Origin of the sequence: Mesorhizobium sp. AR02 (assembly GCF_024746835.1) — a bacterium.
In the GTDB taxonomy this organism is placed as follows: Bacteria; Pseudomonadota; Alphaproteobacteria; order Rhizobiales; family Rhizobiaceae; genus Mesorhizobium.
This window is the reverse complement of the sequence record NZ_CP080531.1, coordinates 190,679-215,844: the sequence shown is the minus strand read 5'-3', so window position 1 is coordinate 215,844 and position 25,166 is coordinate 190,679. Positions and strand designations below refer to the sequence as shown.

Below are 25,166 nucleotides of genomic sequence, written 5' to 3'. Positions count from 1 at the left end.
GCCCGTTTCAATACGGGCTCGCCACGTCCCCCGTTTCGACATAAACCGACTTCAGCTGCGAATAGAGCGCCAGTGCCGCCAGCGAGTTCTCGCGCCCAATGCCGGACTGCTTGAAACCGCCGAACGGGATTTCCACCGGCGTCAGATTGTAGGCATTGATCCAGCAGGTGCCGGCCTGCAGCTCGGCGATGACGCGGTGGGCGCGCGGCAGGTCGCGGGTGAAGACACCGGCGGCGAGGCCAAATTCGGTGTCGTTGGCGCGGTCGATCACCTCGTCCTCGCCATCGAATTTCAGCACGCTCATGACCGGCCCGAAAATCTCCTCGCGCGCGATCCGCATATTATCGGTGACGCCTGTGAAGACCGTGGGCTCGACGAAGAAGCCGCCGCCGAAACCCTGCAGTGAAGGCACGTTGCCGCCACAGGCGAGAACAGCGCCATCCTGCTTGCCGATCTCGATATAGCCGACCACCTTGTCGTGCTGCGCCTTGGAGACCAGGGGCCCCATCTGCGTCTCGGGGTCGAGCGGATCGCCGATGCGGATCTTCTTCGTCCGCTCGACCAGACGGTCGACAAAGCGGTCGTGAATCCCGCTCTGCACGAAGACCCTTGTGCCGTTGGAGCAGATCTGGCCGGTGGAGTAAAAATTGCCGAGCATGGCGCCGCCGATGGCGTTCTCGATATCGGCATCGTCGAAGACGATCAGCGGTGACTTGCCGCCGAGCTCCATCGTCGCGTGCTTCATCTTTGAACCTGCGAGCGACAGCACCTTGCGGCCGGTTGGAACCGAGCCGGTCACCGAAACCTTGGCGACGACATCGTGGCCAACGAGGCCTGCACCGACATCGCCATAGCCTTGCACGACATTGAACAGGCCGTCCGGCAGGCCGGCCTCGCTGTAGATCTCGGCCAGAGCCAATGCCGAAAGCGGCGTGTTTTCCGACGGCTTGAACACCATGGCGTTGCCCATGGCGAGTGCCGGTGCCGATTTCCAGCCGGCTATCTGGATCGGATAGTTCCAGGCGCCGATGCCGACGCAAACGCCGAGCGCCTCGCGCCGCGTGTAGGCAAAGGGTCCGCCGAGGTCGACGGACTCGCCATTGTAGGCGGCCACCGCGCCGCCGAAATATTCAAGGCAGTCTGCGGCCGAAGGCGCATCCGCAACCAGCGTTTCCTGGATTGCCTTGCCGGTGTCGAGCGTCTCGATCCGCGCGAGATCGGCATTGCGGGCGCGCAGAATGTCGGCGGCACGGCGCAGGATGCGGCCGCGTTCGACCGGCTTCAGCCGAGCCCAGGCTGGTTGCGCGGCGCGTGCGGCCTCGATGGCAAGCTCCAAGACGTTCGGCGTTGCCGAGCGCAGCATGGCGATGGTCTCGCCGGTTGCCGGATAGATGACCGGCAGCGGCGCGCCTTGCTCGTCGTCGATATAGCGTCCGTTGACATAGTGCGATGCCGTGGGCTGGGCGCGCATGGGAAGTCTCCGAATGGTCTGCGCCCCAAACGGGCGGCTCGATCTATGGACGGCTCAATCTGTCGGGTAGATCATGCTCTATCTGTCCGACGCCTGCCAGCGCGGATTGATCCATGGTTCCTGGTTGGACGGCGCCAGCGGCGTGCGGCCAAGGATATGGTCGGATGCCTTCTCGCCGGTCATGATCGACGGCGCGTTGAGATTGCCGTTAGTGACGCGCGGGAAGATCGAGGAGTCCGCGACCCGCAGGCCTTCGACGCCGATGACCCGGCATTCCGGATCGACGACATTCATCAGGTCGTCGGCGCGACCCATCTTGCAGGTGCCGCAGGGATGGTAGGCGCTCTCGGCATGGTCGCGAATGAAGACATCGAGATCGTCGTCCGACTGCACGTGCGAACCCGGCGAGATTTCCTGGCCGCGATAGGCGTCGAAGGCCGACTGGCCAAAAATTTCGCGGGTCAGCCGGATGCAGTGGCGGAACTCGGTCCAATCGTCCGGATGCGACATGTAGTTGAAGCGGATCACCGGCTGCGCTTTCGGGTCGGGCGAGCGCAGCGTCACCGAGCCGCGCGACTTCGACCGCATCGGCCCGACATGCGCCTGGAAGCCGTGTGATTTCGCCGCCGCCTTGCCGTCATAGCGTACCGCCGCCGGGATGAAGTGATACTGGATGTCAGGGTAGTCGACGCCGGCGCGCGAGCGAACGAAGGCCGCTGCCTCGAAATGGTTGGTGGCGCCAAGCCCGGTCTTGAAGAACAGCCACTGCGCCCCGATCAATGCTTTCGAGAATGGATTCAGCACCGAATTCAGCGTGATCGGCTTGGTCGATTCCTGCTGGATATAAAGCTCCATATGGTCCTGCAGATTACGACCGACGCCGGGCCGGTCAGCGACCACGGCAATGCCGTTTTCGCGCAAATGCGCGGCCGGTCCGATGCCCGACAGCATCAGGATCTTGGGCGAATTGATCGACGACGCGGCAATGATCACCTCGCGTCGCGCCTTAACGACCTGAATCTGTTTGTGAGCTTCGATCTCGACGCCGATGGCGCGTTGATTCTCGATGATCACCCGGCGAGCGAAACCCTTGACCAGGCTAACATTCCTGCGTTTGAGAGCCGGCTTCAGATAGGCTGACGCCGCCGACCAGCGGCGGCCGCCACGGATGGTCTGTTCCATCGGCCCAAAGCCTTCCTGCTTGGAGCCGTTGTAGTCGTCGGTCAGTTCGAACCCGGCCTGGCGGCCCGCTTCGACGAAGGCACCATAGAGCGGATTTCTGCGCGAGCCACGCTGCACATGCAGCGGCCCGCCGTGCCCCCGCCAGCCGTCCTCGCCGCCGTCATTGTCTTCCATGCGCTTGAAATAGGGGAGCACGTCAGCAAAGCCCCAACCCGTTGCACCGTCTTCGACCCAATGATCGAAGTCCCGGGCATGGCCGCGCACATAGACCATGCCGTTGATCGAGGACGAGCCGCCGATCACCTTGCCGCGCGGCGTCGCCAGCACGCGGCCGCCGAGATGCGGCTCCGGCTCGCTGGCGAAGCCCCAGTCATAGAGGCTCATATTGAGCGGGATCGACAGCGCCGACGGCATCTGGATCAGCGGCCCGATATCGCTGCCGCCGAATTCGATGACGATGACCGAATGCTTGCCGTCCTCCGACAGGCGATAGGCCATGGCCGAGCCGGCCGAGCCGGAGCCGATGATGACGAAATCCGCTTCAAGCATGGTTCATATGCGCCATAAAATCGGCGAGCGAGACATTGCCGCCGGTTGCCACCACAAGGACGGTTTTACCCGCCACATCCACCTTGCCGCCGAGCAGTGCCGCCAGTGACGCTGCCCCAGACGGCTCCAGCACCAGCTTCATCCGCTCGAAGGCGATCCGCATGGCGCGCCGCACCGATTGATCGTCGACGGTGATGCCGCGAACGCCAGCGGTTTTGACCGCCGCGAACGGCGCGTCGCCCGGCCGTCGCGACATCAGCCCGTCGCAGATCGACTTCGGGCCGATCGGCATCGTCTCGATGCTGCCATGCGCCAGCGACGAGCCCATGCCGTTGAAACCTTCCGGCTCGACGCCGATGATCTCGGTCGCGGGCGACAGATAGTGGAAGGCAAGCGAAACGCCGCCGATCAGTCCACCGCCGCCGACCGAGCAGAACAACAGGTCGGCGCTGGTATCCTTGGCGGCTAGCTGGTCGAGCGCTTCGAGCCCGGCACCCGCCTGGCCGGCGACGATCTCCGGATCGTCGAACGGATGTAGCAGGGCCAGGCCTTCCGTCTCCGCGATCTCGCGCGCCTTGGCGGCGGCGACCTCTTCACGGGCACGATCGCCATGATCGGTCAGCACGACGCGTGCGCCATAGCCCGCCGTCGCGTCACGCTTGGCGGCTGGTGCGTCGATCGGCATGACGATGGTGACCGGAATGCCGAGCGCCTGGCCGGCGGCGGCCAGCCCCTGCGCGAAATTGCCGGAGGAATAGGCGACGACCCCCTTCTTGGCCTCATCGGGCGAAAGCTGCTTCAGGCGCCAATAGGCACCGCGCACCTTGAAGGACCCTGCCCATTGCAGCGATTCCGGCTTGATGAAAACACGGGCAGCGCCGGTCTCCCTGGCAAGCGCTGTCGATTCCAGCAGCGGCGTGATCTGCGTCGCCCTGGAGGTGACGGCATAGGCCTGTTTGAGATGATCGAGGGAGGGGACGAGAAGGTCTGCCATCATTCGCCTCGCGGGAACCGTTTCTGCTCTTCGAGCACGTTGAGATCCATATGGTTGCGCATGTAACGTTCCGAAGCCTTCTGCAGCGGCTGGAACTCCCAGGGGTAGTGTGTGCCGTTGCGCAGAGCGGGATAGACCACCCAGCGCCGCGCCTGGCTGGCCCGCACGGCGGCGTCGAAAGCCGCCATGTCCCAGCGTGCGCGCACCTTTTCCAGGAAAGCTGCCACCACACCGGCATGCGCCGGATCGGCGGCGAGATTGTTCAATTCATGCGGGTCGGCTTCGATATCGTAGAGTTGTGACGGATCGATCTCGCAATGGACGAACTTGTAACGCCCCTCGCGGATCGCCACCAACGGCGCATTGGAGCCTTCGGCGGCATACTCCATGAGCACCGGTTCACTGCGCTTCTTGCCTTCGAGCAGCGGCAGCAGCGACTGGCCGTCGGTCCATGGCGCGATAGCGCTCATGTCGATGCCGGCGAGATCGCACAGCGTCGGCGTTACGTCGAGGTTGGAGACTGGCGCCTCGATCAGGCCTGCCGGCACGCCGTTGCCGGCGATCATCAGCGGCACCCGCGCCGAGCCCTCGAAGAAGCACATCTTGAACCACAGGCCGCGCTCGCCGAGCATGTCGCCGTGATCCGAGCAGAACAGGATGATCGTGTCGTCGAGCATGCGCGTCCGCTCAAGCACCGACAGCAGCTCGCCGACCTTGTCGTCGAGATAGGAGATGTTGGCGAAATAGCCGCGCCGCGAGCGGCGGATTTGTTCGGCGGTGATGTCAAAGCTGTCGTAATCGGAAGCCTTGTAGAGCCGCTGCGAATGCGGGTCCTGTTTGTCGTAGGGAATGAAGCCGACTTCGGGCTCGAGTGCCGGACAGTCTTCGTAGAGGTCCCAATATTGCCTGCGCGCCACGTAGGGGTCGTGCGGATGGGTGAAGGAGACGGTCAGGCACCAGGGCCGGTGCGTGGCATCGTCGGAGACGCGTGCGAAGTCGTAGAGTTTCTGCACCGCGTGGAAGGCGACCTCGTCGTCATATTCCATCTGGTTTGAGATCTCGGCAACGCCGGCGCCGGTCACCGAGCCCAGATTGTGATACCACCAGTCGATACGCTCGCCGGGCTTGCGGTAGTCCGGCGTCCAGCCGAAATCGGCGGGATAGATGTCGGTGGTCAGCCGCTCCTCGAAACCATGCAACTGGTCGGGGCCGACGAAATGCATCTTGCCCGACAGGACTGTGTGATAGCCGTCGGCGCGCAGATGATGGGCAAAGGTCGGGATCGACGAGGCGAATTCGGCGGCGTTGTCATAGACTTCGGTGCGCGACGGCAACTGGCCGCTCATGAACGAGGCGCGCCCCGGCGCGCAGAGCGGCGAGGCCGTGTAGTTGTTGGCAAAGCGTGCCGAACGCGCCGCCAAAGCTTTCAGATGCGGGGCGTGCAGAAACGCGGCCGGCCCATCGGGAAAAAAAGTCCCGTTGAGCTGATCGACCATGACGATCAGGAAATTGGGTCGCTTGACTGTCACTGTTTTTGCCGCTCGCCGAGTTTGGTTTCGAGATAGTCCTCGACCAGCGCGATCGCGGTCGCGGCGTCGGGCACGCCGTCCTTCAGCGCCCGCCTGATGTAGAGCCCGTCGATCATCGCGGCCGTCGCTTCGGCGGCGCGGTCGGCCTCTGCCCTGGGCAGGATGCCGGTCAGCCCGCTCATTAGGTTCGAGTGCAGCCGCCGCGCATACACCCTGAGCAACCGCCGCAACGCGGATGACTTCTGCGCCTCGACATAGAAGGCAAGCCATGCGGCGATGGTTTCCGGCTGGAACTGGATGTCGGAGAAGTTGACGGCGACCACGGCCGAGACGCGTTCGCGCGGGGAGGCGGCGGATTGCAGGGCGCGGCGCATGTCGATGGTCAGTTCGGCGAGGATGTGCCGCATCGTCGCCAGCAGCAGCTCGTCCTTGGCGCCGAAATAGTGATGGGCAAGTGCGGAGGACACGCCAGCGCGACCGGCGATCTCGGACATGGTCACGTCAAGGGAGCCGCGCTCGCCGATCGCAGAGATCGTCGCGTCGATGAGCGCCTTGCGGCGCAGTGGCTCCATTCCGACTTTCGGCATCTTTCTACGGTCCTTTGAAGCAGGATTATTTTTTATTGACGAGTCAATCAACAAAAAAATCGACACTGGCGCGGCCTGCACCAAGTGATTGTCTCGTTCCGGCTCTTCACGGCTCGGGTAAGAATGTTTATATTTGAACAATAAAGGCGAACTGCGCCATGAGCCCATAGGCTAGGCTGGCGCCAAGGATGGAGACCGCCATGACCGCATGCATCGTCGGCTGGGCGCATTCGCGCTTCGGCAAGCTCGAGGGCGAGACGCTCGAGAACCTCATCGTCAAGGTCGCGACGGACGCGCTTGATCACGCCGGCATCGGCCCGGACGAGGTCGATGAGATCGTGCTCGGCCATTTCAACGCTGGTTTTTCGGCGCAGGATTTCACCGCCAGCCTGGTGCTTCAGGCCGACGACCGGCTGCGCTTCAAGCCGGCGACGCGTGTCGAGAACGCTTGCGCCACGGGATCGGCGGCGGTCAGGCAAGGCATCCGCGCCATCGACGCCAACGCGGCCCGCATCGTGCTGGTGGTCGGCGCCGAGCAGATGACAACGACGCCCGGGCCTGAGATCGGCAAGAATCTTCTCAAGGCGTCCTATCTGCCGGAGGATGGCGAGACGCCCGCAGGCTTCGCCGGCGTCTTCGGCAAGATCGCGCAGGCCTATTTCCAGCGCTATGGCGACCAGTCGGATGCGCTGGCGATGATCGCCGCCAAGAACCACAAGAATGGCGTCGACAATCCCTACGCGCAGATGCGCAAGGATTTTGGCTACGAATTCTGCCGCCAGGAGAGCGAGAAGAACCCCTTCGTCGCCGGTCCACTCAAGCGCACCGACTGCTCGCTGGTCTCCGACGGTGCCGCCGCCCTTATCCTTGCCGACACGGCGACCGCGCTGAAGATGCGCCGCGCCGTCGCCTTCCGCGCCAACGAACACGTGCAGGACTTCCTGCCGATGTCGAAGCGCGACATCCTGTCGTTCGAGGGTTGCGAGCAGGCCTGGACTCGCGCGCTGAAGAACGCCGGCGTGACGCTCGACGACCTGTCCTTTGTCGAGACGCATGACTGCTTCACCATTGCCGAGTTGATCGAATACGAAGCGATGGGCCTGGCCAAGCCGGGCGAGGGCGCCAGGCTGGCGCTGGACGGCACGACGGCGAAGGACGGCCGCCTGCCGGTCAATCCTTCCGGCGGGCTGAAGGCGAAGGGCCATCCGATTGGTGCCACCGGTGTCTCGATGCATGTGCTCACCGCCATGCAGCTTGTCGGCGAAGCCGGCGGCATCCAGGTGCCGGGCGCAAAACTGGGGGGCATCTTCAACATGGGCGGCGCGGCCGTCGCCAACTACGTTTCCATTCTCGATCGGATCAGGTAAACCGCCCGCATTACTGCGCCGCGCGCCTTTTGGGGCGCGCAAAGGACGCGGTAACACTTTGATTTGGCGGGAGGTGACATGACAAATCCGGTTCTGGTCGAAGTTCTGCGCGGCGCGATCGTCGAGAGCGTGCATCGCGGTGCCGTCGCGGTCTTCGATGCCGACGGCAAGCCGGTCCTGGAGATCGGCGACACCTCCAAGCCGGTGTTTCCGCGCTCGGCGGTCAAGGCCATCCAGGCCTTGCCGCTGGTCGAAACCGGTGCCGCCGATGCCTACGGCTTCGGCAATCGCGAGTTGGCGCTGGCCTGTGCCTCGCATTCGGGCGAGCCAGCGCATGTCGAACTGGCGCGCTCCATGCTGGCCAAGGCTGGGTTGGACGGATCGGCGCTTGAATGTGGCGCGCATTGGCCTTCAAACCATGACGCCGAGATTGCACTCGCCCGCACCGGCGATTTGCCGAACGCGCTGCACAACAACTGTTCAGGCAAACATTCCGGCTTCCTCTGCACCTGCGTGCATTCCGGCATTGCACACCGCGGCTACGTCAAGGCGGGCCACGGCCTGCAGGAGATGGTGCGCGACGCCATGCAGTCGGTCACCGGCGCTGTCCATGGCGCCGATGAGAGGGCAACCGATGGCTGCTCGATCCCGACCTATGCGGTGCCGCTCAGGAGTTTCGGCCTCGGCTTTGCCCGCATGGCCACGGCAAATGGTTTTGGTCCCGAGCGAGCCAAGGCAGCGAAGCGTCTGCTGGGAGCCTGCATGGCGGAGCCGTTCTTCGTTGCTGGCACCGGCCGCGCCGATGTCGCTTTGATGGAGGCGGCACCGGGCCGGATCTTTGCGAAAGGTGGCGCCGAAGGTGTCCACTGCAGCGCGATACCTGAACTTGGCCTGGGCATAGCGATCAAATGCGATGATGGCGCCGGTCGCGCCGGCGAGGCGATGGCTGCCGCCATCCTTGCCAGGCTGTTGCGTGCCGACGAGGCCGTGGCGGCGAAGCTGCTCGATCTGGCGAACGCCCCAATCGAAAGCCGGATCGGCGCCAAGGTCGGGGCGCTGAGGCCGACCCCAGCCTTGAATTGAAAATCGCTCTCAGCTGACGCGGTTGCGCTCGACGGTCAGATGCGCAAAGCCGCTATTGCTTAACTGGGTGAGGTCAGCTGTCACCGGTTCCGCCCAGCGCTGGCCGATGACGGCGCCGTTCAGCGCGCCGTCGATGACATTGTCGGAGATGACGGCCGTGCCGGCGCCCTCGACCACGCTGACGACGATGCCGGTGCCGGCCTTGCGGATGATGTTGCCCGTGGCGACCACATTGCGCAGATATGGCCCCCAGCCGATCGACATGCCATAGAGCGGCGCGTTCTCGATGACGTTGTTGGAAGCGATGGTGTCGGCCTCGACGCCGATGCCGACACCGAATCCGGGCGGATCGGCGGTGTAGGGGCCGCTGGTCGACAGATTGCGCACGATGTTGCCCGAGCAGATACCCATGCGGCCGCCTTCGTTGAAGTTGACGATCGAGATGCCGTTGGCCGCGCCATCGACGATGTTGTTGCTGATGACGGCGCCCTCGAACGAGAATTCGGAATAGACCGCGGTCTCGCCCGAGCGCGAGCAGGTGTTGCCTGAAATCTGCAAATTGCTCGAGCTGTTGGCGCGGATCGCCGAGAAAGCGCAGTCCGAGACGACATTGCCCGAGATGATGACATTGCCGGCGCGGAAGGCGTTGATGCCGTTACCGTTCTGGCCGGTCCCGCCGCTGCGTGCGCCGATACGTTCGACACGGTTGCCGGTGACCATGGTGCCGTCCTCCGCCGCCTGCCAGCGATGCACCAGGATGCCGCCATTGGCGCAGTCGGAGACGGTGTTGGCCGTGATCGCCAGTCCCGCTGCCTCGACCGAATAGATGCCGGCGTCCGCCGCGCCCGATATGTCGGAGCGTTCGATGCGGCCGGCCGCGTGTTCCAAGGCAAGTCCATTCTTGCCGCTGCCGGTTATCTGGCAATTGTCGACGACGAGATGCGCGACCCGGCGCAGATCGAGCAGTCCTTGCGCATAGTCGCCCATCGAGCGGTTCGAACCGTCGAAGACCAACCCGCTCAGTTCGATATGGTCGGCCTGTTCGGTCATGAAGAGGTGGCCGTCGCCGCCATAGACGATCCGCGTTGCGCCCGGCACGCCGGAAAGACGCACGCGGCTGGGCAGGGAGAGGTTCGACACCACATAGGTGCCCGCCGGCAGGAACACCGGTATGTCGCGATCGTTCGCGTCACGCAGCAGCTTGGCGAAGGCCTTGCTCTGGTCGTCGAAGGTGCCGGGCTGCACGCCAAGGTCGGTGGCGTTGATCGAGCCGCGCATCGAGGCCTTCTCGATGCCGGTCAGGCTGGCGGCGGCCGCCTTGCCGAGCGAAAGGCCCATGACGGCAAAGCCGGCGGTTTGCGTCAGCAGCGTTCGTCTGTTCAACATCGGCACAGAATCCCAGTGTTCAGCCCAGACATCGCAGTGTCAGCCTTGACACAGCAGGAATCGTGCCAGACGTTCTGTTCCTCTTCGCGAAGGATCGACAATGGCTTGTCGAGCAGCCATTCGAGGCCTAGGTTCAGGGAATGAGCAGAGCTTTCACCCGCGAAGAAGACAGTGAGAATGCTATCGCCGGTGTCGGCGAGCGCCCAATCAGCACGCACCGCAATCTGGTGACGGAGCGTGGCCTGGCGCAGATCGAGGAGAATCTGGCCGATCTGCGTGACATACTAGCGAAAGCCGAGAGGAAGGCCGATCGCGAGCGCATCGCGGTCGTGTCGCGTGATTTGCGCTATTGGACAGCCCGGCGCGAAAACGCCGAGCTGTCCGTACCGGAGCCCGGCAGCGACGTCGTCCGCTTCGGCATGGGCGTCACGCTGGAAGGCGATGACGGCAAGAAGGTGCATTGGAAGATTGTTGGCGAGGACGAGGCAGATCCTACCAAGGGCACGATTTCCCACGTCTCGCCGATGGCGGTCGCTCTGTTCGGCAAGAAGATCGGCGACCTGGCTGCGGTCAACGGCAAGGAATGGGAAATCGTCAAGCTCTCTGATGGCTGACGTCAGTTGGTTCGTCTATTTGGCCAGCCTTGCAATGCGGCCTCATATTTGTCCATGACATCACGAGCAGCGCGCATCTGCCGTTCGACGTCGTCACTCCCCACCGGTCTTAGAATGACGCCGTCATCGGTTTCGGTAATCTGGAGTTGATCGCCAACTTGCAGGTTCAGGGTGTCGAGCATTTCCCGTGGTAAGATCACGGCGCCTGATCCATCGTCGAGTCTGTGGATGACGGTTTTCACGGTCGTTACCCTTGGTTGCGCCCGTCATTGTGGCACAACCTTCTCCAGCAATACAGGAATGTTTCGCTCAGCCCGCCAGCAGCCGGTCCATCAGCCGGTCCGCCGCTTCCGGAATAACAGTCCCCGGTGGGAAGATCTCCGCCGCGCCGGCTTGCAGCACGGCGTCGTAATCCTGTGGCGGGATGACGCCGCCCGCAACGATCACCATATCGCCCCGGCCAAGCTTTTTCAGCGCGTCGCGCAATTCGGGGATGAGCGTCAGGTGTCCTGCCGCCAGCGACGAGGCGCCGATGATATGGACGTCATGCTGGACCGCCAGTTTCGCGATCTCTTCCGGCGTTTGGAACATCGCGCCGACGGTGACGTCGAAGCCGAGATCGGCGAAGGCCGTGGCGATCACCTTCTGCCCACGGTCGTGGCCATCCTGTCCCATCTTGGCAACGAGGATGCGCGGCTTGCCGCCGTTTTTCTTCTCGAAGGCGCTAAGCTTGTCCTGCAGCGCGTCGACCACGGCATTGTCACCAAGCGCCTTGCGGTAGACGCCGGAAATGGTCTGCACCGTCGCGACGTGGCGGCCAAAGGCTCTTTCAAGTGCGAACGAGATTTCGCCGACCGTGGCATTGGCGCGCGCGGCACGGATGGCGAATTCCAGCAGGTTCTCATTGCCTTGCGCCGCGCGCGTCAGCGCATCGAGCGCGCTTTCGACGGCCGCGACCTCGCGCGTGCCCTTCAGCCGTTGCAGCTTCGACAATTGCCGAGCCCTGACCTCGGCATTGTCGATCTTCAGCACATCGACCTCGATGTCGTTCTCGGGGCGATGCGCGTTGACGCCGACCAGCATCTGCTCGCCGGAATCGATGCGCGCCTGCGTGCGCGCCGCCGCTTCCTCGATGCGCAGCTTCGGAATGCCTTGTTCGGTCGCCGCAGCCATGCCGCCGAGAGCCTCGACCTCCTCGATATGGGTCAACGCGCGCGCTGCCAGATCATGGGTCAGCCGTTCGAGATAGGCGGAGCCGCCCCACGGATCGATGATGCGCGTGGTGCCGGATTCCTTCTGCAGGATGAGCTGCGTGTTGCGGGCGATGCGCGCCGAATGGTCGGTCGGCAGCGCCATCGCCTCGTCGAAGGAGTTGGTGTGCAGCGACTGGGTGTGGCCTTGCGTGGCCGCCATCGCCTCGATCATGGTACGGACGATGTTGTTGTAGGGGTCCTGCGCCGTCAGCGACCAGCCTGAAGTCTGGCAATGGGTGCGCAGCGACAGCGAGCGTTCGTCCTTCGGCGCAAAATTCTTCTTCATCAGGGTCGCCCACAGCAGGCGTGCAGCCCTGAGCTTGGCGACTTCCATGAAGAAATTCATGCCGATCGCCCAGAAGAAAGACAGGCGCGGCGCGAAACGGTCGATATCGAGGCCCGCCGCGACGCCGGCGCGGGCATATTCGATGCCGTCGGCGATCGTATAGGCGAGTTCCAGGTCGGCCGTCGCACCGGCTTCCTGCATGTGGTAGCCGGAGATCGATATCGAGTTGAACTTCGGCATGTTCTTCGACGTGTAGGAGAAGATGTCCGAAACGATCCGCATCGAGGGCTTTGGCGGATAGATGTAGGTGTTGCGGACCATGAATTCCTTCAGAATGTCGTTCTGAATGGTCCCGGCCAGATCCTTCTGCGCAACGCCCTGTTCTTCCGCCGCGACGATGTAAAGCGCCATGATCGGCAGCACCGCGCCGTTCATCGTCATCGACACCGTCATGTCGCCGAGCGGAATGCCGTCGAACAACTGCCGCATGTCCAGGATGGAATCAATGGCGACGCCCGCCATGCCGACATCGCCGGCAACACGCGGGTGGTCGCTGTCATAGCCGCGATGCGTGGCGAGATCGAAGGCGACCGACAGGCCTTTCTGGCCAGCGGCAAGATTGCGCCGGTAAAAGGCGTTGGATTCCTCGGCCGTCGAGAAGCCGGCATATTGCCGGATCGTCCAGGGCTGCTGGACATACATGGTCGGGTAGGGGCCGCGCACGAAGGGCGGCAAGCCCGGATAGGTGTCGAGATGCGGCAGGCCCTTGAGGTCGCCCTGATTGTACAGATGCTTGACGACAAGCCCTTCCGGCGTCGTCCGCTGGCCCTTGACCTCGACCGGTCCGCGGCGCGGCGGCGCCCAGCCGATCTGACTGAAATCCGGGATCAAGAGGCCACCCCGATGGATTGGTCGATGCGGGCCGGAAACAGCGGTTCGCACAGGACGACGCCTTCGGTGAAAGCAGGCCGCTGTTTTGCGTCCAGCGTCTCGACCGGACGCTCGCTCTTCTGCGGATAGAGTGTGGTGCCGATGATGGCCCGCTCACCGGCCTTGAAGGCGGCATCGCGCAGGGCGGCCGCTGCGCGAACGCGCTTCTGGATGTGTCCGTCCCGAAGGCTGGACAATACGCCCCCTTCGGCTTCGATCGTTTGCAGCTCCGCCCACGCGGCTTCGCAAAGGTCTGATGTCAGCGTTTCGACCGCGCCGGACCCATAGGCGGGATCGGCGACGTAATCGACATGGCTTTCATTGGCCATGATCAACTGCGCGTTGCGCGCGACCCGGCGGGCAAAAGGCGCCGGCAGGCCGTGCGCGATCGTATGAGGCAGGATGGAGATCGAATCGGCTCCGCCCGCGGCCGCGGCGAAACAGCCGATCGTCGTGCGCAGGATGTTGGTCTCCGGGTCCAATGCCGTCATCATGCGAAATGATGTCTCGGCATGGATGTTGGCCGTGGAGTTGGGGATCGAGCAGGCCTCCTGCATCCGTGCCCACAGCCTGCGCAGCGCCCGCACCTTGGCCATCGACAGGAACTGGTCCTGGTCGACGCTGAGCGCGAAGCCGATATGCGGTGCCGCATAGACCAGCGGCTGCCGCGCCTTCTCGAACATTCTCAGATACGAGACCGCCGAAGCCAACATGATGCCGAGTTCCTGCGCCTCCGTGGCGCCGGCATTGTGGAAGACGCGACCGTCCGCCTCCAGCAGCACGCCGGGAACGCCCATCGAGAAGAAATGTGCCAGCGATTGCGGCATCGATTCCTGCAGCGCCTCGATCGACATGCGCAGCCGGCCGGTGCCAGCAAGGATTGCCGCCGGATCGATGCCGAACGACAGGTTAAGCTTTGCCGGATCGGAGCGGCGCTTGCTCAGGAACGCCACCAGCCAGTCGGCCATGGGGCGGCTCCAGGGGTGGGTGTCGATGCGGATCTGGATCCGGTTGAGGGGTACACCCTCCAGCACCGTTTCCAGCGCCTGTGCAGTCCTCGGCAGACCGTAGCCGAATGCGTTCGGAGCACCTTCGAAGACGAGCGACAATCCCGTCGCGCCCTGCGCGATATCATCCAGGACCTGCGCCTTGGCGCGATCGACATCGGGGTCGTCGACGCGCTGGCTGACGATCCAGGGCGACCGAGGATTAGCGCGCACGATCGGCTCGGATCCGGTCGCACGGTCGTAGAGTGGCTCGATGCGGATGGTGTCGTCGGTGTGCGAGACCAGCTTTTCCTCGAAGGATGAGCCGGCCAACGCTTTTTCCGCCAGTGCCAGCCAACGCTGGCGCTCTGCGTTCACAGGTTCAGTACCCCTGATCAAGGCTCCGGCGCCCATCCATCCTCCTCGTTTCATGCGGCCGCACCAGCCGGGAGCATTCAGTCTACGGTCCCCGGTTCATTACCGCAATGCAATGCACTTCCGAGGGCTGAATTCGATCCGCCAGATATATAGGGCGGCTCCGTCGACGAACCATGGACGATTGCCAAACACCAGCAAAATCCGCAAGTTCCAAAAATCCGATTTCGGCGGTTGGCCCGATTTGGACGATTGGCCCGGCTTTGGACAATTATCATTGTCGCTGTGCAGCAGCCTCACTATACCTTCGGCCAAAGGCTGGCTTTTGACTCATCAGTTTGCGGAGACCCGACATATGGCTGACGACACCAGTATTTTCATCGGCGCCAGCCGCAAGCCCGACGACAGCTATCAGCGCCCAGAGCAGTTGCTGCTGCAATATGGAAATCGCCACGGCCTGGTCACCGGTGCCACCGGCACCGGCAAGACCGTCACTTTGCAGATCCTGGCCGAAGGCTTTTCGAATGCCGGCGTGCCTGTGTTCTGCGCCGATATCAAGGGTGACTTGTCCGGCATTTCCATGATGGGCACGGCGCAGGATTTCCTGGTCAAGCGGGCCGCGCAGGTCAAGCTCGAGCCCTATGATTTCCAGGAATTTCCGGTCATCTTCTGGGACCTGTTCGGCGAGCAGGGCCATCCCATCCGCGCCACCGTCTCGGAGATGGGGCCGCTGCTGTTGTCGCGCCTGATGAACCTGACCGAGGCGCAGGAAGGCATCATGAACATCGCCTTCCGTCTGGCCGACGAGGAAGGCCTGCTGCTGCTCGACATGAAGGATCTTCAGGCGCTGCTCTCCAACATCGCCGAGCGCGCCGACGAGATCGGCTCGCGCTACGGCAATGTCACCAAGCCTTCCGTGGGAGCAATCCAGCGCACCCTGTTGGTCCTGGAGCAGCAGGGTGCCGCGCATTTCTTCGGTGAGCCGGCACTGCGTATCTCCGACATCATGCGCACCACGCGTGATGGGCGCGGTGCGATCAGCGTGCTTGCCGCCGACAAGCTGATGATGAATCCGCGGCTCTACGCGACCTTCCTGTTGTGGCTGATGTCGGAACTGTTCGAGGTGTTGCCGGAAGTCGGCGATCCCGATAAGCCGAAGCTGGTGTTCTTCTTCGACGAGGCGCATCTTCTGTTCGACGAAGCGCCGAAAGTGCTGATCGATCGGGTCGAGCAAGTCGTCCGCCTGATCCGCTCGAAAGGCGTCGGCGTCTATTTCGTTACCCAGAACCCCCTCGATATCCCCGAGAAGGTGCTGGCCCAGCTCGGCAATCGCGTTCAGCACGCGCTGCGCGCCTATACGCCGCGAGAGCAGCAGGCGGTGAGGACGGCGGCCGAGACGTTCCGGCCGAATCCCGACTTCGACTGCGCCACCACCATCACCCAGCTCGCCACCGGTGAAGCGCTGGTCTCGACACTGGAGGACAAGGGTGTGCCGTCCATGGTGCAGCGCACGCTGATCCGTCCGCCGTCGTCGCGGCTTGGACCGATAACCCCCACCGAGCGGCAAAAACTGATCGCGGAAAGCCCGGTCGCCGGCCAGTACGATCAGGTCATCGACCGCGAATCGGCCTTCGAGATGCTGCAGAAGAGGGCCAAGGAGGCGCAGGACGCCGAAGCGCAGGCGCAGCAGGCAGGCACTGGCGGTTCGCGCTGGACCATTCCGGGATTCGGCAATGACGATCCCGCACCGCAGTCAGGTGGGCGTCGGGCGCCGGCGCCGCGCCCCTCCAATCGCCAGACTGTGGCGGAGGCCGCGATCAAGTCGGTCGTTCGGTCCGTTGGCTCGTCGGTCGGACGCGCGATCGTGCGCGGGATCCTGGGGAGCCTTTCGCGGGGGCGGTAGGACATCCCACCGAAAAGCGCGAAGCGGTTTTCGGATAAATCCCGATGTTTTGAACCCAGAGCCGTCGGCTATGTGCCAGTAGTGACTCTTCCGTCGGTAGGTCAAAGGTTCCGGCCTGATCAGACTGCCGTTCATTTAGCCATCAAGACGATCGGTCGCATTTTTGCCGCTCGTCTATCGCAGCAATGATTGCCTGTCTTTCAAGCAGAAGATTGCATCCCGGATTCGCGTCGATATCCGGGCAATTTCATTCAGTTGCTTGATTGCATGGCTCACGCTTTACTATAATGTTATATATGTAACTCTGTCACAGATATCGGCCGGTCCAACGCGCGTCACTCCGCTGCGAGGTGCTTGATGCTTGTGCTACGACTTAGTCATCTAACTGTAGAGGGTGGCGCCCATCCGATTGAAATCTCGTTGGAAGGCCGCGGGGCGCGTCGTACCGCGACAGCAACGATAGCTCCTATTATGACCGAGACGGACCAGGCGCGGCTCCGCTGGTATCTGGAGGACTACCTCGAACGAAGCGCCGATCCTGCGCCGCAGGTTGCAGCCGGCGTTGAACGAAGGATGGCCGATATCGGCCGATCCCTGTTCAGCGCGATCTTTGAAGCCAATCGTGACACGATCCGGCTCTGGAGCGATGTCTGCGATGACATCGCCGACACCCGAATCGAGATTTCGGCCGGCATCCGCGAGGCACATGCCTTTCCTTGGGAACTATTGCGCGATCCTCGTTCCGACGCACCGTTGGCGCTGACGAGCGGAGAGTTCGTGCGTGTTCAATCTCAGGTCGCTCGTATACCGCGCATGGCTGACGTTGCGGCCGGGCCGGTGCGAATTCTAGTCGTGATATGTCGTCCCGCCGGCGCCGACGACGTACCGTTTCGTTCTGTCGCAATGCATATCGTCAAGGCACTGACGGAAGCCGGTTCGGCAGCTGTCGACCTTGACGTGCTTCGGCCGGCGACTTTCGCCATGTTGGGTCAAACATTGCGCCGTGCAAAGGAAAAAGGAACGCCGTACCATGTAGTTCATTTCGACGGCCATGGCCTCTACATCGATTCCAAAGGCCTGGCTGCTCTCAACCTCCAGAAGATGTTCGATCCACGCCGGCTGTCCGCGCCATCGGCAACGGATGCGGCGCGAGGCTACATCTGTTTTGAGGATGACAAGCATCCCAGCCGGGTGCAGGCGGTGGACGGGACGACGGTCGGCAACCTCCTCTACGAGACACGCGTTCCAACGCTCGTGCTGAATGCTTGCCGCTCTGGGCTTGGCGCTTCCGAGAGCGGAGTGACAGAACCTCACGACGATGCGAATGCGCCACGTACCCATGAGGATCAGGTTCGCGCCTATGGATCCTTCGCGCAGTCCGTGGTGGATGCAGGAGTCACCGGCGTCGTGGCCATGCGCTACAACGTCTACGTGGCGACGGCGGCCCAGTTCGTCGGCGAGTTCTATCAAGCACTTGCACAGGGCCAGACGCTCGGCCGTGCCGCGAACCGCGCGCGTAAACATCTCGGTGACGAACGCACCCGCACTGTTGTCGACAAACCGATCGAGCTGCAGGACTGGTCTGTTCCGGCGATCTACGAAGCCGCCCCGATGAGGCTGTTTCCGGAGCGTGATTCAGCCGCTGCGCTTTTCGATGAGACCGATTGGAGCGCAAGCCGCGCCACAGCTGAACTGCCGAGGCAACCCGATGTCGGCTTCATCGGTCGTGACGAGACGCTGCTCGCCCTTGATCGCGCTTTCGACCGGGATGCGATCGTGCTGCTGCATGCCTATGCAGGCAGTGGCAAGACGACCACGGCGGCGGAGTTCGCGCGCTGGTATTCCGTCACCGGTGGGGTGGATGGTCCGGTGCTGTTCAGCAGCTTTGAGCAACGGCTTCCATTGTCTCGGGTGGTGGACCAGATCGGAACGCGGTTCGCTCCTCTTCTGGAGGCGAAGCGTGTGCCCTGGCTTACGCTGGACGACGACAGGCGCCGAACCTTGGCGATTGAAATACTGAAACAAAATCCAGCTCTCTGGATATGGGACAATGTCGAGCAGATCACGGGCTTTCCATCTGGCGCCGAATCGGCGTGGACAGAGGACGAGCAGGCCGATTTGCGGGATTTCCTGCGTGATCTCGCTCATACCAAGGCCAAAGTGCTGCTGACTTCGCGGCGGGACGAGACCAACTGGCTAGGCGACCTTCCGGTCCGAGTGCGAGTCCCGCCAATGTCGTGGCAGGACCGTCGCCTGCTCGCCACCGCCATCATCCGGCGTCGCCACTCCGAAATGCGAAATGTGGACGTAATGACGCCTTTGCTGGAATTCTCCCAAGGCAATCCTTTGACGCTTACGGTGGTCATCCGCCAGGCTTTGCGGGATGGGGTTGCGACTCGGGACGCGGCAGACGCCATGGTCGAGCGGCTGCGGAATGGCGAGGCGGCCTTTGACGAAAACGAGGAGCAAGGCCGCAGCCGATCACTCGGCGCATCTCTGGCCTATGGCTTCGATCGGTCCTTCAGCGAAGCTGAGCGCAAAAGGCTGGCGCTGCTCCACCTTTTTCAGAGCGTTGTCGACGTCGGTATCCTGGCGCGGCTGGAAGCGATAAGTCACGGCGATCCAGGTATATTCGGCGGCCCTGACACGCATATGCAGGAATGGGCGATCCTCTTGAACCGGGCGGCCGAGATAGGTCTTTTAACAAAGCTTGGCGACCGGCTTTTCAGCGTCCACCCTGCACTGCCTTGGTATTTCAAGAAAATGTTCGACAGCGCATATCCGGAAAATGACGGTGACGTACGATCGCCATTGGCTGAGGTCTCCAAAATCTTTGTTACCTGCGTCGTCAGCTATTGTTCGTTTGCCCGCCATAACACCGAAAATCAGTCAGTCGGCCGATTCATCGTAAAGATCCACGAGCCAAATTTGCTCCACGCGCGGCGGCTCGCCGAACGCCACTGCCTCTGGCAGGAGTACTTGAGTGCGACCTGGATAATCAGAAATTCATACGACAGTTCTGGCCGACATGCTGAATCCCGCCGTATCGCGATTGCGACCATCGAAAGGATGCTGGACCCGGTGACGATGGTATCGCGAGAGGGGTTGGAAGAGTATCGGTTTGCGACGATCGGCATGGCGCATTCTCTCGCTTGCCAGGATGCCCGTGTCAGCGAAGCAAACCGACTTTTCGGCATGCTCGAAGAGCGTGTGGAGACGGAATTCGGATCCCCTATTGCAGAGATTCAACCTCAGGATTTGTCGCCGCAGTTGCACGAGGCGGCACAGGTGTATGTCCACGCGGTGCGTATGCACATCGCCAGCATTGTCGGGCGAAAGGCAACCGACCAGTTGGAAAAAGCCGCCCAACTCGGCGAGACCGTGTACCAGCTGGCTTTGGGGCTGGATTTGGAGAATGAGCTGGGCCCGATGGCTATGCACATTGGGCATTGTTATGCCGACATCGATCAAGGCGAGCAGAACATAGAAGTCGCGCAGGAATGGTATGAGCGCGCGCTTGACCATCTGGACTCGCGCGACTCGGCGACGCGCAGCATGTGCAAGTACGAATTGGCGCAATTGCGCTACAAACGGTTTCATCATGCCATTGTCACGACCAACGACGTTTCTGTCGTCCAGGAGCGGTTCAATGGAGCCTTGGCGGCAGCGTTGGAGGCCAAGGATACCCAGGAGGATGGCTATCCGCAGGCGGAGATGCACTTGAACCTTCTAATTGGAAACATCCTCGACGACGGCGGGTATTATTCACAATCGAAAATCCATCAGGAGAATGCCGCGGTTCATTACGAAAAGGCCATTCAGATCGCTGAAGGCATGCACGACCTCTTGGGCGCCGCGATGGGCTGTCGAGAAATGGCGCGGCTCAAACTCAGGATGAAAGAATTTGACGAGGCGCTGATTTACGCCCGATCCTCATTGTCTCGTGCCGGAGAATTGGGCCCTGGTGGAGCACATGTGGTGGCTTTGTCTCGCGCACTGATCGAATTCATCGAAACGGTAAGACACCAGCAAGGAGAGGTCCCATCATGAGCATCCCTCAGACAGGCTGGTTCGACGACATACCGGTCATCGGCAAACGGTCGCACGATGCAATCGCCGAGGCGCTGCGGGAAGCGGGCGAAACTATCGAGGCACCGGCCGGGGACAGTCATAAAAAAGCGCCCGGTAGCTTCGGCCTCCCGGGAGTGTTCGACGATTTGTTCGGGCCGCGACGGTGGCGTTACACGACCCACGTCTTCGGGCACATCGCGCCGCATCCGCCTGGAGCCCGGGAGCCATTGCCAATCGTGCATGCCGGCAACATCAAACCGGACAAGAGACTGCGTGGGGCGCGGGTCAAGGTCACGCTTAACTGGCTGCGTGTGGCCGACTATCCGGGCGGAGGTGCCCACCGTGTCCTGTTCGATTTCTATGCACGCAACCAATCCACCGGCCCGGACGCGGACCTTCATTTCAACTCGACCTACCGCGTACGGGAAGGCCAGCAGGCCGGAATCATTGGCTACCCCATCTTCGTCGGGCTCAACGTTGGCGAAGAGGGGCTGGCATTTCGCTGCTACACCGTAAATGTCAAGAACGACGCCGACGAGAGTTTCCTCGATCTGCTCGAATCCGATGCATTCAAACAGGGCCTCGAAATCACCAAGACCATTCAGCCCGTGGTGAAACCGTTCGCCGAGATGGCTTATGGATTGACCCGCGTGATAGCCAAACGCAATCGAAACGTCCCGGTCCAGGACGTCGTCATGGGCCTGGACTTCAGCAATATCCCTGGCCGTGCCAGGCTTGCTGAAGGCGCATACATCGCCCTGCAGGTGCAGGAGGAGTTGTCTCCAATCTGGGATTGGGCCGACTGGGTCTACGATCCGACGTCAGGCAGCATCACCTCTCGCGGAAGCCCGCGCAGCTTGCTGCCGTACAACTATTTCGTGGTGGGCATCAGCCGCATGGCGGACTGAAACCCCACCAGACGAATAACCGATCACTTGACCGCCGCCATATACACCTCGGGCGGATCAGAAGATCGCGTTCGTTATCGCCTTGACCGGCCCGAGCAGCACCGATCCGTCCGGCACGCCGGCGTCGATCGGAATGGCCTTGTGGTTCGCCGTCGCCGCCGCCACCATCGGCTGGCTGGCATCGCTGGTCACGATGACAGGGGTTTTCGAAGGTACACGGTCGTAGAGGTCGATGATGTCCTGGTTCATCAGGCGCACGCAGCCCGACGAAACCGACTTGCCGATCGAGCGCCATTCCGGCGAGCCGTGCAGGCGGTAAAGCGTGTCCACATTGCCCTGGAAGAGATAGAGCGCGCGGGCGCCGAGCGGGTTCTTCAGCCCACCAGGCATGCCGCCATTGTCGGCGCTGTATTGCTTCAATTCCGGCTGCCGGGCGACCATTTCATCCGGCGGTGTCCATTTCGGCCATTTCTGCTTCCACTGCACGACGGCGTCGCCCGACCATTCGAAGCCGGCGCGGCCGAGACCGACGCCATAGCGGATGGCCTGGCCGCCCGGACGAACCAGATAGAGGAAATGGCCTGTCGTATCGACGACGATCGTTCCGGGCTTCTGCCCGGTCGGGTCGGGAACGATCTGGCGCAGGAACTGCGGATCGATCCTGTCGACGGGGATGGCCGGCAGGTCGAAGTCGCCATCGCTGACGGCCGCGTACATCGACGCATAATCGGCAAGCGGCGGCTCGACATAGGTTGGCGGTGGCGGCTCGACCGGGCCCGGCCCGGTAGTGGCGCATGCGGAAACCGCGATCGATGCGGCGCCCAATGCTGCGGCGTTGAGGAAGCCGCGACGGCTCAGGCGAAAGGATTCGATTTCGGTTGTGGACATGACTGCCTTCTTTAAGACTCAAATCGCAACAAAGCGTCAATACGCCGACCGCCGTTGCGGGTGCCTGACAACACCTGGCGCGATAGGCGGTTCCGATTCTGGCCCGAACGTGGACAAACAAAGGCGAAGCTGTGACTGCGCCGCCACTGTGGCGCCCGGGCCACAGCCCTAGCTGCCGGGCACCAAGGCTTCGAGGGTTGGCAGGATCAGGGCCGGCGGGAAGTCCCGGTATTCCTCGGGTTGGTTGGAGCGGTTGATCCAAACCGTGCGGAAGCCGAATTTGGTGGCGCCCGCAATGTCCCAGCGATTGGAGGACTGGAAGGACACCGCGCCGGGATAGAGGCGCCAACCGGTGGCGACCATGTCGTAGACCGCCGGATCGGTCTTGAAGCGCCGCACCGCATCGACGGAATAGATGTCGTCCAGGACCTGGTCGAGCGCGGCGGACTTGACCGCCGCTTCCAGCATTTCGGGCGAGCCGTTGGAGAGGATTGCCAGCCTGGCTCCCGAAGCCTTGAGCGCCTTCAGCACGGCCGGCACTTCCGGGTAGCAATCCAGCCGCCAGTAGGCTTCCAGTAATTTTGACCTGAGACCGGGATCTGCCGAAGGGACCTTGCGCAAGGCGAAGTCGAGCGCCTGTTCGGTCAGTTGCCAGAAATCGGCATAGGCGCCCATCAGCGTGCGCACCCAGGAATATTCGAGCTGCTTGGCGCGCCAGATTTCGGACAGCAACTGGCCATCCGGGCCGATCTGATCGGCATGCCGGCGCACGGCGGCGTGCACGTCGAACAGCGTGCCGTAGGCGTCGAAAACATAGGCGGCGTATTGCATGGCAACAGTTTTGAGGCGAGGCGGGGCAAGGTGCAAGCCTTGATTGCATCGCGCCCGCCGCTGGCCTCAACAAAACTCCCCCTATGCCCGTTGACGGCAGCGGCCAAAGCATCATCCAATGTTGTCACACAAGATTGATCGGAACGGGATAACGCGATGACACTGGCGGCAGCGGCGCAATCCGCGACATGGACTTTCGTCGATGGCGACTGGTACGAGGGCAATGTCGCCATTCTGGGGCCGCGCAGCCATGCCATGTGGCTGGGCACCAGCGTGTTCGACGGGGCGCGCTGGTTCGAGGGCGTGGCGCCCGACCTCGACCTCCATGCCAGGCGGGTGAACGCCTCGGCGATCGCACTTGGCCTCAAGCCGAACATGTCGCCCGAACAGATCGTCGGGCTGACCTGGGATGGATTGAAAAAGTTCGACGGCAAGACAGCGGTCTATATCAGGCCGATGTACTGGGCCGAGCATGGCGGCTATATGGGCGTGCCGGCCGATCCCGCTTCGACCCGTTTCTGCCTCTGCCTCTATGAATCGCCGATGATCTCGCCAACCGGGTTTTCGGTGACGGTGTCGCCGTTCCGGCGTCCGACGATCGAGACCATGCCGACCAACGCCAAGGCCGGATGCCTCTATCCCAACAATGGCCGCGCCATCCTCGAAGCCAAGATGCGTGGCTTCGACAATGCGCTGGTGCTGGACATGCTGGGCAATGTCGCCGAGACCGGAAGCTCCAACATCTTCCTGGTCAAGGATGGCCATGTGCTGACGCCGGCGCCGAACGGCACCTTCCTGTCCGGCATTACCCGCTCGCGCACGATGACGCTGCTCGGCGAGTATGGGTTCAAGACGACGGAAAAGACACTGTCGGTTCGGGATTTCCTCGAAGCGGACGAGATCTTTTCGACCGGCAACCATTCCAAGGTGGTGCCGATCACGCGCATCGAGGATCGCAATTTGCAACCCGGGCCGGTGGCCAAGAAGGCGCGCGAGCTCTATTGGGACTGGGCGCATTCGACGTCGGCTGGCTGACGCGCCAGCCCGGCCGTTTTGTCGCTGCGCGGTTCGCCGCAGGAAAACCGTGTGACAGTTTTCTGGAACCCGCTTAGAAAGGGAACCGGCGCTTCACTTCCGGAGTTGTCCCAGCTCAATCCAGACCTATCTTAATCCGGTATCCACACCGGATTTTTCCACGAGGGAGTACTACCCATGGCTTTTGAATTGCCCGCTCTGCCTTACGACTATGAGGCCCTGCAGCCCTACATGTCGAAAGAGACGCTGGAGTATCACCACGACAAGCACCACAAGGCCTATGTCGACAACGGCAATAAGCTGGCCGCGGAAGCCGGCATGGGCGACCTGTCGGTCGAAGAAGTGGTCAAGCAGTCGTTCGGCAAGAATGCCGGTCTCTTCAACAATGCAGCCCAGCACTACAACCACATCCATTTCTGGAAGTGGATGAAGAAGGGCGGCGGCGGCAACAAGCTGCCGGGCGCGCTGCAAAAGGCGTTCGACAGCGATCTCGGCGGCTACGACAAGTTCAAGGCTGATTTCATCGCCGCGGGCACGACGCAGTTCGGCTCGGGCTGGGCCTGGGTTTCGGTCAAGGACGGCAAGCTGGCGATCTCGAAGACCCCGAACGGCGAGAATCCGCTCGTCCACGGCGCCTCACCGATCCTCGGCGTCGACGTCTGGGAGCACTCCTACTACATCGACTACCGCAACGCCCGCCCGAAATATCTCGAGGCGTTCGTCGACAGCCTGATCAACTGGGATCATGTGCTGGAACTCTACGAAAAGGCGAAGTGATCGATCGTCAGAAAGGCCCCGGCAATCCGGGGCTTTTCTTTTTCTGGAGCGATGTCGGTGGCTGCGAAGGCCCGGCAAAAATCGTCCGAGCAAAGGAATATTCCGTCCGCCGCATCCGTTAACGTCCTGTCCTGAAATGCCTTCATCATGGAGCCAATTGA

At 62.4% G+C, this 25,166-nt stretch carries 20 protein-coding genes; 8 read left to right on the top strand and 12 right to left on the bottom strand.

Translation table 11 applies throughout. The annotated features are described in order from the left end of the window. Positions 1 to 7: 7 nt before the first annotated feature. The 5 genes from betB to betI all read right to left on the bottom strand — a co-directional run bounded on the left by betB (position 8) and on the right by betI (position 6,312). Positions 8 to 1,471: a betaine-aldehyde dehydrogenase gene (betB, locus tag DBIPINDM_RS05740; protein ID WP_258584827.1), complete on the bottom strand. Its 1,464-nt coding sequence runs from the start codon at positions 1,469 to 1,471 to the stop codon at positions 8 to 10. A 78-nt stretch (positions 1,472 to 1,549) separates the two neighbouring features. Next, positions 1,550 to 3,202 (bottom strand): choline dehydrogenase, encoded by a 1,653-nt coding sequence (gene betA / locus DBIPINDM_RS05735; protein WP_258584826.1) that lies wholly within the window; start codon positions 3,200 to 3,202, stop codon positions 1,550 to 1,552. Next, positions 3,195 to 4,199 carry a threonine/serine dehydratase gene (locus tag DBIPINDM_RS05730; protein ID WP_258584825.1) on the bottom strand — a complete coding sequence of 335 codons (1,005 nt, stop codon included), beginning with the start codon at positions 4,197 to 4,199 and terminating at the stop codon, positions 3,195 to 3,197. Before DBIPINDM_RS05730 ends, betA begins: the two co-directional genes overlap by 8 nt. After that, entirely contained in the window at positions 4,196 to 5,725 is a 1,530-nt protein-coding gene (gene betC, locus DBIPINDM_RS05725; protein WP_258584824.1) for a choline-sulfatase, read from the bottom strand. The genes DBIPINDM_RS05730 and betC overlap by 4 nt, the downstream gene beginning before the upstream one ends. Then, positions 5,722 to 6,312: a choline-responsive transcriptional repressor BetI gene (gene betI, locus DBIPINDM_RS05720; RefSeq protein ID WP_258584823.1), complete on the bottom strand. Its 591-nt coding sequence runs from the start codon at positions 6,310 to 6,312 to the stop codon at positions 5,722 to 5,724. The genes betC and betI overlap by 4 nt, the downstream gene beginning before the upstream one ends. Positions 6,313 to 6,512: 200 nt before the next feature. Between betI and DBIPINDM_RS05715 the strand changes: the two genes are divergently transcribed. Continuing rightward, on the top strand, positions 6,513 to 7,679 hold the full coding sequence (locus tag DBIPINDM_RS05715) for an acetyl-CoA acetyltransferase (RefSeq protein WP_258584822.1): 1,167 nt from the start codon (positions 6,513 to 6,515) through the stop codon (positions 7,677 to 7,679). A 78-nt stretch (positions 7,680 to 7,757) separates the two neighbouring features. After that, positions 7,758 to 8,762: an asparaginase gene (locus DBIPINDM_RS05710; protein ID WP_258584821.1), complete on the top strand. Its 1,005-nt coding sequence runs from the start codon at positions 7,758 to 7,760 to the stop codon at positions 8,760 to 8,762. 9 nt (positions 8,763 to 8,771) lie between these two features. Here the strand turns inward: DBIPINDM_RS05710 and DBIPINDM_RS05705 are convergent, their stop codons facing one another. Then, positions 8,772 to 10,148 carry a TIGR03808 family TAT-translocated repetitive protein gene (locus tag DBIPINDM_RS05705; RefSeq protein WP_258584820.1) on the bottom strand — a complete coding sequence of 459 codons (1,377 nt, stop codon included), beginning with the start codon at positions 10,146 to 10,148 and terminating at the stop codon, positions 8,772 to 8,774. 140 nt (positions 10,149 to 10,288) lie between these two features. Here DBIPINDM_RS05705 and greA point away from each other — a divergent pair, with 140 nt between their 5' ends. Next, positions 10,289 to 10,762 (top strand): transcription elongation factor GreA, encoded by a 474-nt coding sequence (gene greA, locus DBIPINDM_RS05700; RefSeq protein WP_258584819.1) that lies wholly within the window; start codon positions 10,289 to 10,291, stop codon positions 10,760 to 10,762. A gap of 2 nt (positions 10,763 to 10,764) precedes the next feature. Here greA and DBIPINDM_RS05695 read toward each other — a convergent pair whose 3' ends face one another. From DBIPINDM_RS05695 to DBIPINDM_RS05685, 3 genes are all read right to left on the bottom strand, one after another. Beyond that, positions 10,765 to 11,004 carry an AbrB/MazE/SpoVT family DNA-binding domain-containing protein gene (locus tag DBIPINDM_RS05695; RefSeq protein ID WP_258584818.1) on the bottom strand — a complete coding sequence of 80 codons (240 nt, stop codon included), beginning with the start codon at positions 11,002 to 11,004 and terminating at the stop codon, positions 10,765 to 10,767. Between the two features lie 67 nt (positions 11,005 to 11,071). Continuing rightward, the gene (gene scpA, locus DBIPINDM_RS05690) at positions 11,072 to 13,192 is read right to left on the bottom strand and encodes a methylmalonyl-CoA mutase (protein WP_258584817.1); all 2,121 of its coding nucleotides are present in this window, start codon (positions 13,190 to 13,192) and stop codon (positions 11,072 to 11,074) included. Continuing rightward, positions 13,189 to 14,631, bottom strand: a complete 1,443-nt coding sequence (locus DBIPINDM_RS05685) for a methylmalonyl-CoA mutase subunit beta (RefSeq protein ID WP_258584816.1) — start codon at positions 14,629 to 14,631, stop codon at positions 13,189 to 13,191. Before DBIPINDM_RS05685 ends, scpA begins: the two co-directional genes overlap by 4 nt. A gap of 316 nt (positions 14,632 to 14,947) precedes the next feature. On the opposite strand from DBIPINDM_RS05685, the gene DBIPINDM_RS05680 reads away from it, so the two are divergent. The 3 genes from DBIPINDM_RS05680 (at position 14,948) to DBIPINDM_RS05670 (ending at position 21,474) form a co-directional block, all read left to right on the top strand. After that, on the top strand, positions 14,948 to 16,495 hold the full coding sequence (locus DBIPINDM_RS05680; protein WP_258584815.1) for a helicase HerA-like C-terminal domain-containing protein: 1,548 nt from the start codon (positions 14,948 to 14,950) through the stop codon (positions 16,493 to 16,495). Positions 16,496 to 16,966: 471 nt separating this feature from the next. Beyond that, on the top strand, positions 16,967 to 20,545 hold the full coding sequence (locus DBIPINDM_RS05675; protein WP_258584814.1) for a CHAT domain-containing protein: 3,579 nt from the start codon (positions 16,967 to 16,969) through the stop codon (positions 20,543 to 20,545). Continuing rightward, on the top strand, positions 20,542 to 21,474 hold the full coding sequence (locus tag DBIPINDM_RS05670) for a hypothetical protein (protein ID WP_258584813.1): 933 nt from the start codon (positions 20,542 to 20,544) through the stop codon (positions 21,472 to 21,474). The genes DBIPINDM_RS05675 and DBIPINDM_RS05670 overlap by 4 nt, the downstream gene beginning before the upstream one ends. Before the next feature lie 57 nt (positions 21,475 to 21,531). Here DBIPINDM_RS05670 and DBIPINDM_RS05665 read toward each other — a convergent pair whose 3' ends face one another. Both DBIPINDM_RS05665 and DBIPINDM_RS05660 read right to left on the bottom strand, forming a co-directional pair. After that, the gene (locus DBIPINDM_RS05665) at positions 21,532 to 22,362 is read right to left on the bottom strand and encodes a L,D-transpeptidase (protein WP_258584812.1); all 831 of its coding nucleotides are present in this window, start codon (positions 22,360 to 22,362) and stop codon (positions 21,532 to 21,534) included. Between the two features lie 168 nt (positions 22,363 to 22,530). After that, positions 22,531 to 23,193 (bottom strand): haloacid dehalogenase type II, encoded by a 663-nt coding sequence (locus tag DBIPINDM_RS05660; RefSeq protein ID WP_258584811.1) that lies wholly within the window; start codon positions 23,191 to 23,193, stop codon positions 22,531 to 22,533. A 156-nt stretch (positions 23,194 to 23,349) separates the two neighbouring features. Between DBIPINDM_RS05660 and DBIPINDM_RS05655 the strand changes: the two genes are divergently transcribed. Both DBIPINDM_RS05655 and DBIPINDM_RS05650 read left to right on the top strand, forming a co-directional pair. Next, the gene (locus tag DBIPINDM_RS05655; protein WP_096456197.1) at positions 23,350 to 24,228 is read left to right on the top strand and encodes a branched-chain amino acid aminotransferase; all 879 of its coding nucleotides are present in this window, start codon (positions 23,350 to 23,352) and stop codon (positions 24,226 to 24,228) included. 177 nt (positions 24,229 to 24,405) lie between these two features. Continuing rightward, a complete protein-coding gene (locus DBIPINDM_RS05650) occupies positions 24,406 to 25,005 on the top strand; it encodes a superoxide dismutase (RefSeq protein WP_095786539.1) in 600 nt (199 codons plus the stop codon). Here DBIPINDM_RS05650 and DBIPINDM_RS05645 read toward each other — a convergent pair. Next, complete coding sequence (locus DBIPINDM_RS05645) at positions 24,987 to 25,154, bottom strand: hypothetical protein (protein ID WP_258584810.1); 168 nt, start codon at positions 25,152 to 25,154, stop codon at positions 24,987 to 24,989. The genes DBIPINDM_RS05650 and DBIPINDM_RS05645 overlap by 19 nt on opposite strands. Between the last annotated feature and the right edge of the window lie 12 nt (positions 25,155 to 25,166).